Origin of the sequence: Shewanella sp. GD03713 (genome assembly GCF_029843705.1) — a bacterium.
GTDB lineage: Bacteria > Pseudomonadota > Gammaproteobacteria > Enterobacterales > Shewanellaceae > Shewanella.
On sequence record NZ_JAOCIW010000001.1, the window covers coordinates 981,522 to 995,660 of the forward strand.

The 14,139-nt window shown below is 47.1% G+C and carries 12 protein-coding genes; 5 read left to right on the top strand and 7 right to left on the bottom strand.

Annotation, left to right across the window (positions count from 1 at the left end; genetic code table 11):
- Positions 1–48: 48 nt before the first annotated feature.
- A complete protein-coding gene (gene cysC / locus N5E87_RS04385; protein WP_086902094.1) occupies positions 49–666 on the top strand; it encodes an adenylyl-sulfate kinase in 618 nt (205 codons plus the stop codon).
- On the opposite strand, the gene N5E87_RS04390 is transcribed toward cysC, so the two are convergent.
- From N5E87_RS04390 to N5E87_RS04405, 4 genes are all read right to left on the bottom strand, one after another.
- Positions 658–2,538, bottom strand: coding sequence for a HAMP domain-containing sensor histidine kinase (locus tag N5E87_RS04390; RefSeq protein ID WP_279775120.1), 1,881 nt, complete (start codon positions 2,536–2,538; stop codon positions 658–660). The genes cysC and N5E87_RS04390 overlap by 9 nt on opposite strands.
- A gap of 14 nt (positions 2,539–2,552) precedes the next feature.
- Positions 2,553–4,787: an EAL domain-containing protein gene (locus tag N5E87_RS04395; protein WP_126512509.1), complete on the bottom strand. Its 2,235-nt coding sequence runs from the start codon at positions 4,785–4,787 to the stop codon at positions 2,553–2,555.
- Positions 4,788–4,927: 140 nt separating this feature from the next.
- A complete protein-coding gene (locus N5E87_RS04400; protein WP_086902097.1) occupies positions 4,928–5,767 on the bottom strand; it encodes a TIGR03899 family protein in 840 nt (279 codons plus the stop codon).
- Positions 5,768–5,913: 146 nt separating this feature from the next.
- The gene (locus N5E87_RS04405) at positions 5,914–7,119 is read right to left on the bottom strand and encodes an MFS transporter (protein WP_086902098.1); all 1,206 of its coding nucleotides are present in this window, start codon (positions 7,117–7,119) and stop codon (positions 5,914–5,916) included.
- 442 nt (positions 7,120–7,561) lie between these two features.
- On the opposite strand from N5E87_RS04405, the gene hemG reads away from it, so the two are divergent.
- The 3 genes from hemG to N5E87_RS04420 all read left to right on the top strand — a co-directional run bounded on the left by hemG (position 7,562) and on the right by N5E87_RS04420 (position 9,921).
- The gene (hemG, locus tag N5E87_RS04410) at positions 7,562–8,083 is read left to right on the top strand and encodes a menaquinone-dependent protoporphyrinogen IX dehydrogenase (RefSeq protein ID WP_086902099.1); all 522 of its coding nucleotides are present in this window, start codon (positions 7,562–7,564) and stop codon (positions 8,081–8,083) included.
- 37 nt (positions 8,084–8,120) lie between these two features.
- The gene (locus N5E87_RS04415; protein ID WP_086902100.1) at positions 8,121–8,648 is read left to right on the top strand and encodes a cytochrome b/b6 domain-containing protein; all 528 of its coding nucleotides are present in this window, start codon (positions 8,121–8,123) and stop codon (positions 8,646–8,648) included.
- A gap of 265 nt (positions 8,649–8,913) precedes the next feature.
- Positions 8,914–9,921: a DUF4382 domain-containing protein gene (locus N5E87_RS04420; RefSeq protein ID WP_086902101.1), complete on the top strand. Its 1,008-nt coding sequence runs from the start codon at positions 8,914–8,916 to the stop codon at positions 9,919–9,921.
- A 69-nt stretch (positions 9,922–9,990) separates the two neighbouring features.
- Here the strand turns inward: N5E87_RS04420 and N5E87_RS04425 are convergent, their stop codons facing one another.
- The 3 genes from N5E87_RS04425 to nfsB all read right to left on the bottom strand — a co-directional run bounded on the left by N5E87_RS04425 (position 9,991) and on the right by nfsB (position 12,617).
- Positions 9,991–10,743, bottom strand: coding sequence for a DsbA family protein (locus N5E87_RS04425; RefSeq protein ID WP_086902102.1), 753 nt, complete (start codon positions 10,741–10,743; stop codon positions 9,991–9,993).
- Between the two features lie 266 nt (positions 10,744–11,009).
- On the bottom strand, positions 11,010–11,654 hold the full coding sequence (locus tag N5E87_RS04430; protein WP_011623806.1) for a DNA-J related domain-containing protein: 645 nt from the start codon (positions 11,652–11,654) through the stop codon (positions 11,010–11,012).
- 309 nt (positions 11,655–11,963) lie between these two features.
- Entirely contained in the window at positions 11,964–12,617 is a 654-nt protein-coding gene (gene nfsB / locus N5E87_RS04435; RefSeq protein ID WP_086902103.1) for an oxygen-insensitive NAD(P)H nitroreductase, read from the bottom strand.
- Positions 12,618–12,978: 361 nt separating this feature from the next.
- Here nfsB and N5E87_RS04440 point away from each other — a divergent pair, with 361 nt between their 5' ends.
- Positions 12,979–13,989: a sugar-binding protein gene (locus N5E87_RS04440; RefSeq protein WP_086902104.1), complete on the top strand. Its 1,011-nt coding sequence runs from the start codon at positions 12,979–12,981 to the stop codon at positions 13,987–13,989.
- Positions 13,990–14,139: the final 150 nt, after the last annotated feature.

Below are 14,139 nucleotides of genomic sequence, written 5' to 3' on the forward strand. Positions count from 1 at the left end.
TGATTTTTTGCCTTGGGCTTTTTGCGGTCTAAGGTTTGAGGAGTGTTTATGAGCAATATTGTGTGGCACCAACATAGTGTCGACCAAGCGGCCAGAGCTAAGCTTAAGGGCCAAAATCCAGTGTTACTCTGGTTTACTGGGTTGTCTGGTGCGGGTAAGTCGACTTTAGCAGGGGCGCTTGAGCGCGCACTGTTTGAGGCGGGCTTTCACACTTATTTGCTCGATGGCGATAATGTGCGCCATGGTTTATGTAAGGATCTGGGTTTTAGCGTCGCCGATAGGGATGAAAACTTACGCCGCGTTGGCGAAGTGGCAAAACTTATGGTGGATGCGGGCTTAGTCGTACTATCGGCCTTTATCTCGCCGACTCGCGGGGAGCGCGATAGCATACGTGCACGTTTTCCAGAAGGTCAATTTATCGAAGTGCATGTGTCGACGCCGCTTAGCATATGTGAGCAGCGCGATCCTAAGGGCTTGTATGTTAAGGCTCGCCGCGGTGAGATCAGCAACTTTACCGGTATTTCATCACCCTACGAGGCGCCGCTCTCGGCGGAGTTAACGATTGATACCAGTAAAGGGGATTTAGCCTCGCAAGTGCGTGCTTTAATCGATTATTTAACCGCGATTGGGGTCATCAATCCCGATAAGGCGAAAGCATTAGCCTAAGCTGATTTTATGGGACTCAGGGGCATTTGTTGGAATGGTTAATGTAAAACAAGTGCCTTTGCCCAGTTCACTCGTCACTTTGATATACCCGCCTAGTAACTGGGTCACCAGTTGATGTGCTAAATGTAATCCTAAACCTGTGCCGCCTTTACCTCTTCGAGTGGTAAAGAAGGGATCGAAGATCTGCTTTAAGGTTGCATCGTCCATGCCGCCGCCATTGTCTGTGACGGTAATGGCGACAAAGGCATCTTCGAGGCTGTAGGCCGTAATGTTGATTTGCCCATTACCGACATCTTCGAACGCATGGGTGAGCGCATTTGAGACTAAATTCTCGAGTACTTGCCCAAGGGCGCCTGGATAACTATTGAGTTCTATCTCGGGTGAGATGTCGATATTCAGTTCATGAAATTGCTTCTTCATTCTTAACCATGAGGTGTGCAGCATATCTTGCACTAGGCTAGTGAGTTTAAAGGCACGACGTTCTTCACCGGTGCGGTCGACCGCTAACCGTTTGAAGCTTTTCACTAAGGCGGCTGCGCGTTCTAGGTTTGCTTGGACTATCTCGGCGCCTTCATAAAAGTGCTCAAAATACGTATCGACATCGGAGCGTTTAAGGCCCGTTTCGAAGGCAGATTGCAATTTGCTGCACTCATTCTTCATGCTCGATAGGGTCATTAAAGAGGCGCCCACAGGGGTATTGAGCTCATGGGCGACACCCGCCACCATCATCCCAAGAGAAGATAATTTACCGGTTTCAATCAGTTGCTGCTGAGTATCGTGCAGGTGTTGCAGTGACTGCGCCAGCGCTTTATTACTATTTGCTAGCCGTCGCTGCTGCTCGGTTAAATCGTCGTGGAGTTTATCCCGTTCATACATAGATTTAGCCGCGCGCCAACAGACTATGCCGCCTAAAATCAACAAGATTAGCCCGATAGTTAAAGACTCCAGAGCGCATTGCAGGGTGATTTGGCTTAACACTGTTGGGGAAATATGAGCAACCAAGCGCCAATTCGGTAGCGTCGCATTACCGAGATTTTGCACATTTTCATAATCCCAAAATCCATTTGATGTGGTAAAGGCAAGTTCGGTATTTTTGCTGATGGCTTGCCACGCTTCGGGATAGTTATTACCAAACTTTAAATCTTCTCGACCATACATAAATCCCCATGCCATTTGCGGCTGCGGCGCCAATAACCAGTAACCATCGGCGTTTAGCATCGACAGTTCGACTCCGCCTTTAGCTGTGCTGGCGATAGCGTCTAACAGGGTTTGGGCGAGAAAATTCAGCGCAATAAATCCTTGCCTTTCCCCCGAGACTAAAAACACTGGGGTAGTGATACGCAGCATTGGTTTAATCGGGGTTTCAATAACTTTGTTTTCAACGTTTAAGTCTAGGGGGGAGAAGTAAAACGTATCGGGCTCAAGCGCCAGACTCGGTGCTATGTAGTAGCGCCCCTGTTTAGATTGTAACTCTGTCTGCGGCACAATTTGGGCGACTTGGTTGATGAGATTAATGCGTACCTTTTCCATGGCGTCGTTATCGAGCCAGCGCACTTGGTCATATTGCTGTGACGCCTCACTGAATGCCTTAAAAAAGTGTTCGACGGTACTGAGATCGGTATTTTTGCCCGAAGCGGTATCGAGAAGAAGTTGATATTTAGCGAGAAACAGCGCATCCCGTTTAAGACTGCCCAAATAGTAGGCTATGGTTTGGTTGGCATCGGCCAGCACCATCGCCGCCTGTCGCGCTAAAGGCGTCATCGCTTCTTCATGGCGTTTTTGATAAAGCACGAGACTTAGCAAGGGTACCAAGAGTAACCAAGGCAACATCAGTTTAAGCCAGTAGCGACTAAGCAGTTGTAAGGGCGTCATGGCTCGGCTCAATATCATTCGATAATGCGTTTTTGGAAGTTGGCCAACCAAATGAGTAGCTCTTTGAGTGGCATTGGTTTCGCGTAAAAATAGCCCTGGGCATCGTGGCATCCTCGATGTTTCAGCCAACGTGCTTGCTCTAGGGTTTCGACACCTTCGGCGATCACATTCATCTTAAAGCGTTCCCCTAGCAGGATAATGCTGTCGACAATGGCCGCGGCACCATCATCCGTGGTGACATTATCGATAAAGGATTTATCAATTTTAATGCGATCGAAGGTGAGTTTGCTGAGGTACGCTAGCGATGAAAAACCAGTGCCAAAGTCATCGATGGCGACGTTAATATTCATATTACGCAGGGCTTTGAGTTGCTTATTGATCACCTCAAAATTCTGCATGGCAATCGACTCTGTGACTTCAATTTCAATCTGATCACTGGCAATTTGTGCCGCTTGGATATCGGCATTGAGCTGATTGACGATTTGCTCTTGCTCAAACTGCATCGCCGAGAGGTTAACGCCGATCCGCAGATTCGGGTAACCCGCTTCGGTTAAGGCATGCATGGCTTGGCAAGATTGCACAAATAATTGTTTCCCAAGTTTTGTGATCAGCCCCGTAGCTTCGGCGATGGGAATAAAGCGCAAAGGGGGCACGCTGTCGCCATTGGGCAAGGTCCAGCGCGCCAGCGCTTCGACACCTACGACTTCCCCCGTTTGTAACGACACCTGTGGCTGCAGCGCGATATTGATATCTCCTTGGGTGATACCAAGTTGCAAGGCCTGCAGTAATTCAAAATGCGTGGCGACATCATCTTTAGATGGTTGATACGTCACATGCTGACGTATCCCGAGGCTCTTGGCCTTTTTCAGTGCCATATTCAGCTGGGTGATGGCGGCTACCGCATCCCCTTCGGCCAGTTCCAAGGGCAGGGTAACTGTACTGATATTGACTGTAATACAGGAGGTACCCTGTTGATATGGCTCGACAAATAATTGCTCAATTAGAGCGGCTGAAACTAAATGTTTAGGGCCTAAAATGGCAAACTTATCATCCTTTAAACGGCTGACCAGCACGCTGGCGTCGAACTGATCTTTTAGACTATTTGCCACATGCTTGAGCATGTTGTTGCCATGCTCTGAGCCAAATACATGGTTGAAGTCTGAAAACTTATCTATGTCTATGAGTAATAAATTAAATTTGTCGCGAATGTCTTCCTTCAAAATGCCATCTAGTGTGCGGATAAGCACATTGCGATTGGGAATTTTCAGTAAGGGATCTTCAAAGGCGATTTTATCCAGTTGGCTCATTAGCGATACGCTGTGCAGGCCGCCGCAAATGTTCATGCTAAAAACACGGATAAGCTCGGTTTCGGTCGCATCGAGTAGTCGCCCCGTGGCGAGGTAAACGGCATAGTCATTACCGGCAAGCTCGCCGGGGAAAAACAGGCAGGTATATTGCGACTCGATTCGGGAGTGTTTGCTGCTTAGACACAACTCGAGTTGGATGCGGATATGTTGCTGTTCGAGCTGCTGTAAGGCTTTACCGTAGTAGGATTCAAACTCTCCTGAAGCGCCAATGATTTGATGCATATGGCCAAATTCATGCAGATCGTTAATGGCTTTAACACAGACTATGCCGCCCGAGGGTAAATTTAGCAGAATTGCCAATTGTTGAAGCATTTTGCTCGACAGTTCTTTGATATTGCGCGAGGTGTAGAGGGCACCGCTGGACTCGGCAATTAACTGCAACCCGCGCTTTGCATTAGCGATATTACTGATCTGCTGATAGGAGCGCAGGTTAGTGGTCAAGATGGTTTGCAGACGGTCGGCGGAAAGCTCGGATTTAGTCCAATAGTCATTGATATCATAATCACGCATCACGTTAAACACGGGGGCCATACCGGGTTGCCCTGTGAGCAGAATAATGCGGATTTTCTCGTTTCCGAGCACTTCCCTGATGCCTCGCACGAGTCTGAGGCCAGCATCTTCGGTTTCCATCACCACATCGACTAAGGCAATGGCAAAATCGTCTTCATTGGCGACCATCTGGCAGGCTTCTGCGTAACTAAATGCTTGGGTTAATTCTATTTTTGCGCCAAGAATGGTGAGAGTGGACAAGGCGAAAGCGGTAGAGCGTTGGAAGTTAATATCATCGTCTACCGTGAGAATTTTGACCGCTTTCGTCGCCTTTAGCGCGGTACTTGGTTCGGGTTCATCTAAGAAGATAATGTCTTGCGATTGGCTGACCATATTCTCTTTCCTTGAGATGTCGAAACATCCTTATTTACCCAGTTTAGAATTGAGTGTTTTTTATACTCAAAGTATTTGCGACACTCAGGGGTAATTCAAGAAAAGATTTCGTGGTCAGACATATAAGTCTGTTTAAGCGATTACTCTATTTTAAAATCCTTCGCAAATAGCGCCTGTAGCGCCTTCAGGTAATCTTGGTCTTGTTTTGGTAGCACCAGTTGCGCCAGCTCATCACCAATCGGGGTTAAGCGATAGTAGCTAAACAGCAAGTTACCACTCTTTGGAGTGAGCTTCATTTGGATGCCGGGCATGGTGAGTTGGATGGGGGTTTTACTGTTGAGTAGGCCAGTTTCAAACTCACTGCTGTGCAGGATCCCCGCATCGACTAAGGTGAGAATGCTGGAGTAGGGCAGACCAAATTGGGATAAGCCTAGGGTGACACTGGTATTTTTACGAAAGTATTGGCCGAGTCCGCCCGTGAGCCGATAGCCGCTGATCAGCTTTAAGCGCTGCTCATTATTCACTTTGGCCGCCATACCGAGAGCTTTTTCGAGGATTTGCGCTTCCCTATGGGTCAGTTGTTTTAACAGCGCTAGGGTGCGCAGGCTAAAGTTGCCCGGGTTGACGATTTCACTGGAGAGGATACGGGCCCACAGATCCTGCATTTTGCGGTTGTGGATTTGCTCCGCCATCAAAAAAAATTGATGGCTCCAGTCGGGATCCAGATCGACCCCTGTGACATCCGACGGGGTGTAACTCAAGGCGAGGGCGAAAATGGTTTCGACATTGGCTTGATACTGGCTGGCGAGTTTACGCTCCCTATGTTGCGCGCGTTCGGCAATCGAGGCATTGGCGGGGCGATATTCCTGCTCACTGGCGAGCCCGAGTTGGCGACCCAGTACCAGCGCTTTTTTACGGGCCGAGACCTCGGCTGCGGGAGCCGCTTCATCCGCAAGCATTAAAATATCTGAATCCTTCATGCCTTTATCCTGTTTGACCTATTTGTGTTGGCCCTATTTTTGTTAGCTCGTGGGATCAAGTTGACCCCACGAAATGCTTCCAGCTTAGTCGATTGCAATCCTTAAGTCTCTGCGCTGGATTGCTTTTATTACGCTGCGGGCACTTTTTAACTGTCGAGACTCGGTTTTTCGATGGATTTAGCAGACCAAGCCCAATTGGTTTCATTCCCGGGTGAGGGATGGCGCGGCACGTTGAGTGCCAATACTAAGGAACAGACCGCAAATCCAGCGCCAATGTAGAAGACGAGGGCGGGATCGCTCAGCCACAGCAAGCCCAAGAGCACAGGGATAATCACCGCAGCGATATGGTTAATGGTAAAACTGACCGACATGGTGGCCGCAATATCTTTGCTATCGGCAATCTTTTGAAAATAGGTTTTCATGGCAATTGCCATCGCAAACAGCAAATGGTCAATCACATAGAGGGCGGCGGCCATATGGGGTTGCTCGACAAGCGCATAGCTGACAAACACAAAAAAGAGCCCAATGTATTCCACTGTGAGGGCGTTGCGCTCGCCAATGCGGCCAATTAGGCGACCAATGGACGGCGCAAACAGTAGATTGACCACATAGTTGATCAGGAAAAGAGCGGTGATTTCACTGACGGTATAGCCGAATTTCTCGACCATCATAAAGCCTGCGAACACCATAAAAATCTGCCGACGGGCGCCAGAAAAGAAGGTTAACAGGTAATACAACCAGTAGCGTTTACGTAGGATGATTTCTTTGTGTTGCACTTCGTGGGTATCAAACTGTGGGTAGTACAGACTCATGCTGATCACCATCAGTAGGCCTAATACACCAATAATCAAATACATATGCCAGTAATCGAGTTTAAGCCAGGTCATGACAAGCCAAATACTGCCATAGCCGACTAAGGCCGCTGCCGAGCGCCATGCCAGCGCTTTACCCATAAAACCTGCAGTATCCTGCTTCGCGACCCATTGCAGTGTGAGGGATTGGTTAATGGTTTCAAAGTAATGGAAACCAACCGACATCAACAATGTGGTGAGGTATAAGCCCAATACCTGCGGGAAAAAGCCGGTAATCGCCACGCCAATGCACAGAAGGGCTAATGACAGCAGGGCGAAGGCCTGCTCGCGCACTAACAGCAATACAAAAATAGCGGTAAAGGCCAAAAAGCCGGGGATTTCCCTTAGGCTTTGCAGCATACCGATTTCGGCGCCAGTGAATTGGGCTTTTTCAATCACGAAGTTGTTCAGTAGGGCTTGCCAAACGGCGAACACGAGCGACATAACAAACGTCATCCACAGCAGCAGTGCTTTGGGATCTGCGTTTTGAGTTGTTTTCATGGGTAGGGTACTCAGGCGATAAGTGAACAAATGCTAATGCTTTTGTCTTTTATGCGCTAGCGCTAAGGATTGGCACTTATTTCTGATTTTGTAACATTTTGATCCCAGAGATGCGGATATTTATTTTTGTGAGCAAGCTAGAATTACCGTATATCCAGCGGCCATTTGGCGCTAAGCCCGTGATCTATTTCATGTAAATCGGTGACTAAATCACCTAGTATGCAATATCGTAATAGGCAGTTTGCTTTTTGCGTGGTAAACCTAAACCGCCTCTATTTAACTCATGCACCATAGATGCGCTTCGCAGGCGCTTGATTATCAAAGTGGTGAATTGTGTTATAGGGCTGAATTTATCGGTTTGTTTAGGTCAACATAAAGCCGCCGTTCTTTGTCTTTCTTCTGGCCGCTTTTTCTTATTTTTGTTGAGATAATCGAGGCTTAAGTGAAAAAAATTCTGATCATCTTCTCTAGTGTTCATGGTCAAACTCGCAAAATCACCAATCAATTGGCGCAGCAACTCAAAGAGTTAGGTAATTCTGTGGTGATTGCGGATATTAAGGCTGTGCCGGCGATGGAGTCCTTCGATAAGATCGTTATTGGCGCCAGTATTCGCCACGGAAAACATAATCCGGCGTTGTACGAATTTATTCAAAAGCATCAAAAGATCCTCACGCAAAAGGTGAGCGGTTTTTTCTCCGTCAGTTTAGTCGCCCGTAAACCTGAGAAAAACACCCCAGAAACCAATCCTTATATGCAGGCGTTTTTAAGCAAAACCACTTGGCGCCCAACCCTGTTGCAAGTGTTTGGCGGTAATCTAAATTACCAAGGCTACAATGCCTTCGATAGAAATATCATTCGCTTTATCATGTGGTTAACTAAGGGGCCGACGGATCCTGTTACCAATGTTGAATACACGGATTGGCAAAAAGTGAATGATTTCGGCCTGTTGATCCACCAAGCCTGAGCGAGCCCGTCGCTTAGCTCTTAAGGGGAAACCCACTATGTCGGCAAAAGTAACCCAGATATTCGATTTTGTGTTGGCGCGTCTACACCTGTGGATTGTGCTATCCGTGGGGCTACTCGTCTGCACCAGCCCATGGATTTTTATCGGTAGAAGCCTGCGCGCCAATGCCAGTATCTGGGATTATCTGCATGTTTATCTTGGATTAATTGCAGCTGCATTGGGGATCTTATTTTTACTGCGCAACAGTATTCAAGGCAAATGGCATCAATACTTCGCCTGGCTGGTGGGGGATTGGGGGCAACTCATACAGGATATTAAAGGACTTTTTAAGGGAAAACTGCCCGTTGCCGGGGGCAAGGGCTTATTCAGCACGGTTGAAGGCATTGGCATGTTGCTGCTGGTCGCAACGGGTGTGACTGGGGCGCTGTGGTTTTTCTATCAAGGTACCCCGCTGGCGATGACATGGCGTGGTTACCATCAAATTTGCGCCGATGTATTTATTGGCTTTTTAGTGGTTCACTTGGTTTTAGCGGCATCTCACATCATTGAATTTATTAGGCAATAAGTCGAAATTACGCGCGGATGCACCTAAGGATCTGGCTTTGCTCCGATCGAGTCCTACGCCTTCTTAATATCTTCCACCGTTGAACGGATTTTCACCGTTCAGCGTACGTTCATCGACAAGCTGCACACTCAGCCCTAGACTTATCTCTACATGCCTACCCAGCCCGTTTGAGCCGTTGTTTTCATGCTTTGGCGTTACGATGTGTGCTCATGGGGCGAGGTATGACGATGTTGAGAATTTTGTGGAAGACTAATGAAGGTATCCTATGAATATTCAAAAAAGTGCTCTAGCGATAGCGTTAACAGGTTTGCTGTTTGGTTGCGGTGGATCTGACTCGGGCGAACCTGCCACCCAAATGGCGACATTCAGCCTAGGCGTATCCGATAATCCCGCCGATGCAAAATCGGTCACGATTGCATTCAGGCAAGTGGTATTAAAGAACGACACTGGTAGCTACTCGTTCAATGTCGCCCCAAATGGCGAGCTTAAATTTGTCGATTTATTGGAGTTTCAAGGCAGTGCGGTAGATACCCTAGTGAGCGGTCAATCGATTCCCGTGGGCGAATATCAAATGTGTTTGTATATGAAAAACAGAACAGTAGCCAATAGCGACAGCTCACACGTACAAACCTTAGACGACACTCTCTATGGGCTAACGACCAACAGCAACGGCTCATGCGGCGGTGTGGGTGCCGATGAAAGCGATACGGGCCGATTGTTTTTCAATAAGAAATTCACCATCGCGGCGGGCGTCAATAGCTTTGTTGCCGAGTTTGATTTAAGCAAAGGTTTGCAGGATCCCCACGGTAATAAAGATTACTGGACGCTAAAACCGACTTCAGTGCAATTATTTAATCAGTCCGAAGTGGGCGCGATTAAAGGCACGGTTGGCGCTACTGTGATGGAAGGTTGTGAAGTCGCTGCGGGTGGCTCAGTGTTCTCGCCAGCGGTTTATTTGTATCCTGCCAATACCACGCTGGAACAGATGAAGGATTTCAGAACCGAGGCCGACACGGCCACTGAAATTGCTCCTATTGCGGCGGCTAGGGTGAATGATGTTACCGATGCAAACGGCCAAGTCATCGGCCACGATTATGAATTTGGCTTTGTGGTCGCGGGGGATTACAGCTTAGGTTATACCTGCCTAGCGCAAAATGATGATCCAGATGTGAGTAACAATCCCGATGATGTGGAATCGCCTTTCTTTATTCACGCCGCTGAAACTGGGGTGACAGTGACGGCCAAAGGGGTTGCCGAGCGTAATTTCCCTTAGTCGTTAACCGGGCCAACAAAAAAACCAGCATCACAGCTGGTTTTTTGTTGGCCGCTCGTCAATCGAACCTTAGCTCAAACGCTTTTGGCGGCCAAGGGCGATAACGGCTGCAAAGGCTAAGAATAACCAGTTTAAGCTGCCGCCTGAACTCTTAGGCGCCTGAGCATCTTTCTCGACGGCCAGATAGTTAATTAAGCCAATCAGCTCATCTAAGGTTTTGATACTGCTTAAGTTAACCGCATATTTATCGTTAACGATAAAGGCTGGCACGCTTTCAACGCGGAATTGGTTTTGCTGGGCACGCCACAGGGCTAGCTTCTCATCTGTGCTTTTACTGTCGGCGAGTTGGTCGTACTTGGCCGCATCGATACCAAACTTGGCAAAAATTTGCTTAATGTCGTCACGGCTGTTGATTTGCGGCTCGTGCTTATGGCCTGGCGCACTGTGGTCGTGGCCGTTTGCGCCTGCTTCGCCTTGGATGGCGGCAAACATCGCATGGGTTAACGCATCTTTATTATCTAACTCATGAATAACTGCCAGTGAGCGCATCACTTCGGTGCCAATGTCGCTATTCATAAAGTCGACATGCTTAGTATCAAATGCAATACCTTTGTTTAGATTGGCTTTGATATCAGGCAGATAGTTGGTTTCCATATTGAAACAGTTATGGCAATAGAAGGAAAAAAACTCGGTGAGTTTTGGCTTGCTGCTCGGTGCTTTGTCAGAGATTTGCGTGTAGTGCGTGCCTTCGACAAAGTTGGCGGCAAAGGTGCTAAATGGTGCAACGATTAAGGCGACAGCCAAGGCGATTGGTTTGATCATAGAACCCTCAAATTCGGTTAGAGTGAATTCACCGCATCAATTGCATGCGCTGTACCTACCTAAGTGGACTAAGGTGGCTCAGGTGATTTCAGTCTCGGAGTTACGCTCGCGTTATACCAGCGTGTATATGGTTTTAGGTTAGTTTGGGATGCTTAATTATCGCTGAAATGGGCGGTAGATATTGGACTAAATCTGTGATCCCGCGGGAGTTTAGCTCGATAACTTTGTCAGACTGCAAAGGGGATCACAGATATAAAAGGAAAAACTTAAGCAATATCCCGCAGGGATTGCCAAGCCTCACAGACTTCACGGAAACGCGCCGCATCGCCTTCGGGTCTATCGGGATGCCATTTCAGCGCTAAACGGCGCCATTGTTTGCGGATGTCCCTTGGGGTGGCGCTCTCATCTAACTCGAATACCCTCAGGGCGTGGCCCTTGTGCATCAAGTTCACGTTCAGGCCAATATAGCTCTTATAACTGCTCCAGAAGGCTTCCAATAATTCGCGCACTACGTTTTCACTGGTGTCGTAGTTATTCCAGTCAAGATAATATTCCCGCAGTGAAGTATCTTCCATTATCAATAGGTTAACGTTGGAAGGCACGAGGCGGAAAATCTGGATCTCCATCGCTTTGACTTGCAGCCATTGCTTTGGCATCAGGATCTCTTGCAGTTCGAACAGGGCATTCATCAGTAAAAAATTGCGTTTAAACAAATCATTACCAGGGTTTTCATCTAACGGATGGATTAGCCCGCGATTTTGCAGTTCGGTAGCGAGGTGATGGATTTTCCAGCTTTGATTAGAGGCTTGTAACACGGATAACACGGGCCAGATTAACGGGTTATCGCCCTTAGTGGTCGAGAGCGTTGCCGATTGAGCTTCTGCACTGAGTGAAGGTTTAGCGAGTAGCATACTGACTGTCCCATCCTAAGTTGTTATCAAGCGAGTGTGATTAAAAGTAAAATTCACTATCTATAAGATTTTAAATGCTTTTATCTTATTGTGATGCGAGTCGTTACTGAGCTTGGAATACACTATGCCATAGAGGAAAAGTGTAGGCAAAGAAGGATTCTAGAGCAATTTACCCTGAGGTCACTCCGCCTTTGGTTGGTTTTAACTGCGGTTATGGTAGCTGGCTGATGCTAGAGAGCTGGCGATAAAAATGCCCTTATTTGTCAATAACAAACAAGGGCATATACAAATTCGCTCAAGAGGCGAGGTTTAGATCTCGGTAAAGATAACCTCTTGCGCTAAACGCGACTTCGGTAACTTAGCGTTAAAATCTTCTTCGGAGCGGTAACCTAGAGCGACCACGACAGAGGCGCACAGACCTTTTTCGCGCAGGCCTAAGACTTGATTGAGTTTAGTCGCATCGAAACCTTCGATAGGACAGGCATCGATATCGAGCACACTTGCGCCCAACATCAGGGTACCCAGTGCTAAATACACTTGCTTCTCCATCCAATGCTGGGCGTCTTTTAGCTCATATTTGTGCATATTGGCGAAGAAAGAACGGCCATTATGTTGACCTTGCTTGGCTTCTTCACTGGCAAAACGGCCATCTTTGGCTTCTTGCTCAAGCACTTGCAGCAAATGGGCTTCATCGAGTTGAGTGCGCGTACACAGCACGACTACATGGGAAGCATTGAGAATTTTTTGAGTATTGAAGGCGTAGTTTTCGGTCGCTTGTGCGATCAAGGCTTTGCCTTCCGCCGTGCCAGCCAATACAAAGTGCCAAGGCTGCGAGTTGGTCGATGATGGGCTAAATTGCAGTAAGGTCTTGATTTCGGCAATCTTGTCGGCAGGAATCGTCTTTGTTGGATCAAAGGCCTTAGTGGTGTAACGCTTTTTAGCGAGAAAACTTAAATCACTCATGTAACGGCTCCAAATCATCTAGGAATACAAATTCAACCTCAGCATTTTAAGCAGGTTTGGACAAAAAACAATGTGATCAAAACAGCTATCAGTTTCAAAATATTTTTGAAATTAATAGCCGTTTTACGCAATGAATGCTTATCGGCTGTGGTGAATTGCAGTGAATAGCAAGAATCATCTATTGGCGTTATGACTCGTCTAACAAATTGTTGAGTACTGTTTTGTTGTGGGTAGAGAGATGAGCTAACTCAAAAACACTGAGTGAGATCAAAAGTCTCCCATAATACAGTTGCCACTTGTGTGGTTTAATCTATTCCTTTGCTACATTTTATTAAGTCGAGCTTACTGTTTAGGAGAATGTATGGCGAGATTATTGATGCTGCTGATTGCTTTTAGCCTATTACCGTTGTCTTGTGGCTACGGGAAGGAGTTTAAGTTTGCAGTAGTGCCTAAATTCTATAGTGTTTTCTTTGACCAAAGCCAAACGGGTTGTGTTGACGCCGCCGCACAAATTAAAGGGGTTGAATGCATCTATCGAGGACCCGAATTAAGTAGTGTGAGATTGCAAGATCAAGTGATAAATCAGCTGATTGATGAAGGTGTTGATGGAATTGCCGTCGCGGTTACGCAATCTAAATATCTTGCCGAAAATAGCCTAAAGAGAGCAAAGGAAGCCGGTATTCCTGTTGTTACCTATGACTCAGACTTTGATGCTTCTATCGATGAAGACCCTAAGAGTTTACGTTTGGCTTATATCGGCACCGACAATTTTGCACTAGGTCAGTCGTTAGGGGAGGAGCTTAAAAAGATACGACCCAATGGGGGAACCCTGATCATGCAATCGGGCCGGCCCGATTCTCCGAATCTGAATTTAAGACTGATGGGCGTTCGCTCTGCGTTATCAGGCAAAACTTACAATACCCCTCCGGGTGAATTGCTCAATAACGATTTGAGCTGGACTGAAGTGCGGGAGCCTTTGTTTAATTTTGACCAACTTAGTCAAGCGGTTAAGCAAATGGAGTCCGTGATGAAAGGTAAGCCTGTTAAAGCCGACTCCTTCGTAGCCGTTGGCGGTTGGGCGCAAAATGATGTAGCTCTCTACCGTGAAATGATGGCTCCCTATCAAGATAAAATCGATAACAAGGACATCGTCATTATTATTACCGACACCTCTCCAGAACAATTAACTATGCTGAAAGACCGACTTGCCCATATCAACATTGGTCAAAGTCCCTATGAAATGGGCAGGCAGGCCATTTTGACCTTATATAAAATTGTCACGAAACAAAAATTCGATGACATTATCTACACACCTGTGACCTTTTGTACTCAGCAAAACTATGAGACCTGCGAGAAACCTACGGGAATGTAATGCCATAGAGGTTATGTTCTAGAGACCGTTTTGGAGAGTGCAGACTCCAAAAAGTCACAAACAGATGTTTGCACAGTCTTTTATATCCATCTTTTATACCCATAAGTCGGTGATAAAAGATCATTGGTAATCAGTTGCTGTATTAATTTG

Bases quoted from the DNA above. Each gene is read 5' to 3' on its own strand.
- nfsB (WP_086902103.1), bottom strand. From the start codon at position 12,617: ATGAGTGATTTAAGTTTTCTCGCTAAAAAGCGTTACACCACTAAGGCC.
- N5E87_RS04405 (WP_086902098.1), bottom strand. From the start codon at position 7,119: ATGAAAACAACTCAAAACGCAGATCCCAAAGCACTGCTGCTGTGGATG.
- N5E87_RS04390 (WP_279775120.1), bottom strand. From the start codon at position 2,538: ATGACGCCCTTACAACTGCTTAGTCGCTACTGGCTTAAACTGATGTTG.
- N5E87_RS04430 (WP_011623806.1), bottom strand. From the start codon at position 11,654: ATGCTACTCGCTAAACCTTCACTCAGTGCAGAAGCTCAATCGGCAACG.
- N5E87_RS04420 (WP_086902101.1), top strand. From the start codon at position 8,914: ATGAATATTCAAAAAAGTGCTCTAGCGATAGCGTTAACAGGTTTGCTG.
- cysC (WP_086902094.1), top strand. From the start codon at position 49: ATGAGCAATATTGTGTGGCACCAACATAGTGTCGACCAAGCGGCCAGA.
- N5E87_RS04440 (WP_086902104.1), top strand. From the start codon at position 12,979: ATGGCGAGATTATTGATGCTGCTGATTGCTTTTAGCCTATTACCGTTG.
- N5E87_RS04415 (WP_086902100.1), top strand. From the start codon at position 8,121: ATGTCGGCAAAAGTAACCCAGATATTCGATTTTGTGTTGGCGCGTCTA.
- N5E87_RS04395 (WP_126512509.1), bottom strand. From the start codon at position 4,787: ATGGTCAGCCAATCGCAAGACATTATCTTCTTAGATGAACCCGAACCA.
- N5E87_RS04400 (WP_086902097.1), bottom strand. From the start codon at position 5,767: ATGAAGGATTCAGATATTTTAATGCTTGCGGATGAAGCGGCTCCCGCA.
- N5E87_RS04425 (WP_086902102.1), bottom strand. From the start codon at position 10,743: ATGATCAAACCAATCGCCTTGGCTGTCGCCTTAATCGTTGCACCATTT.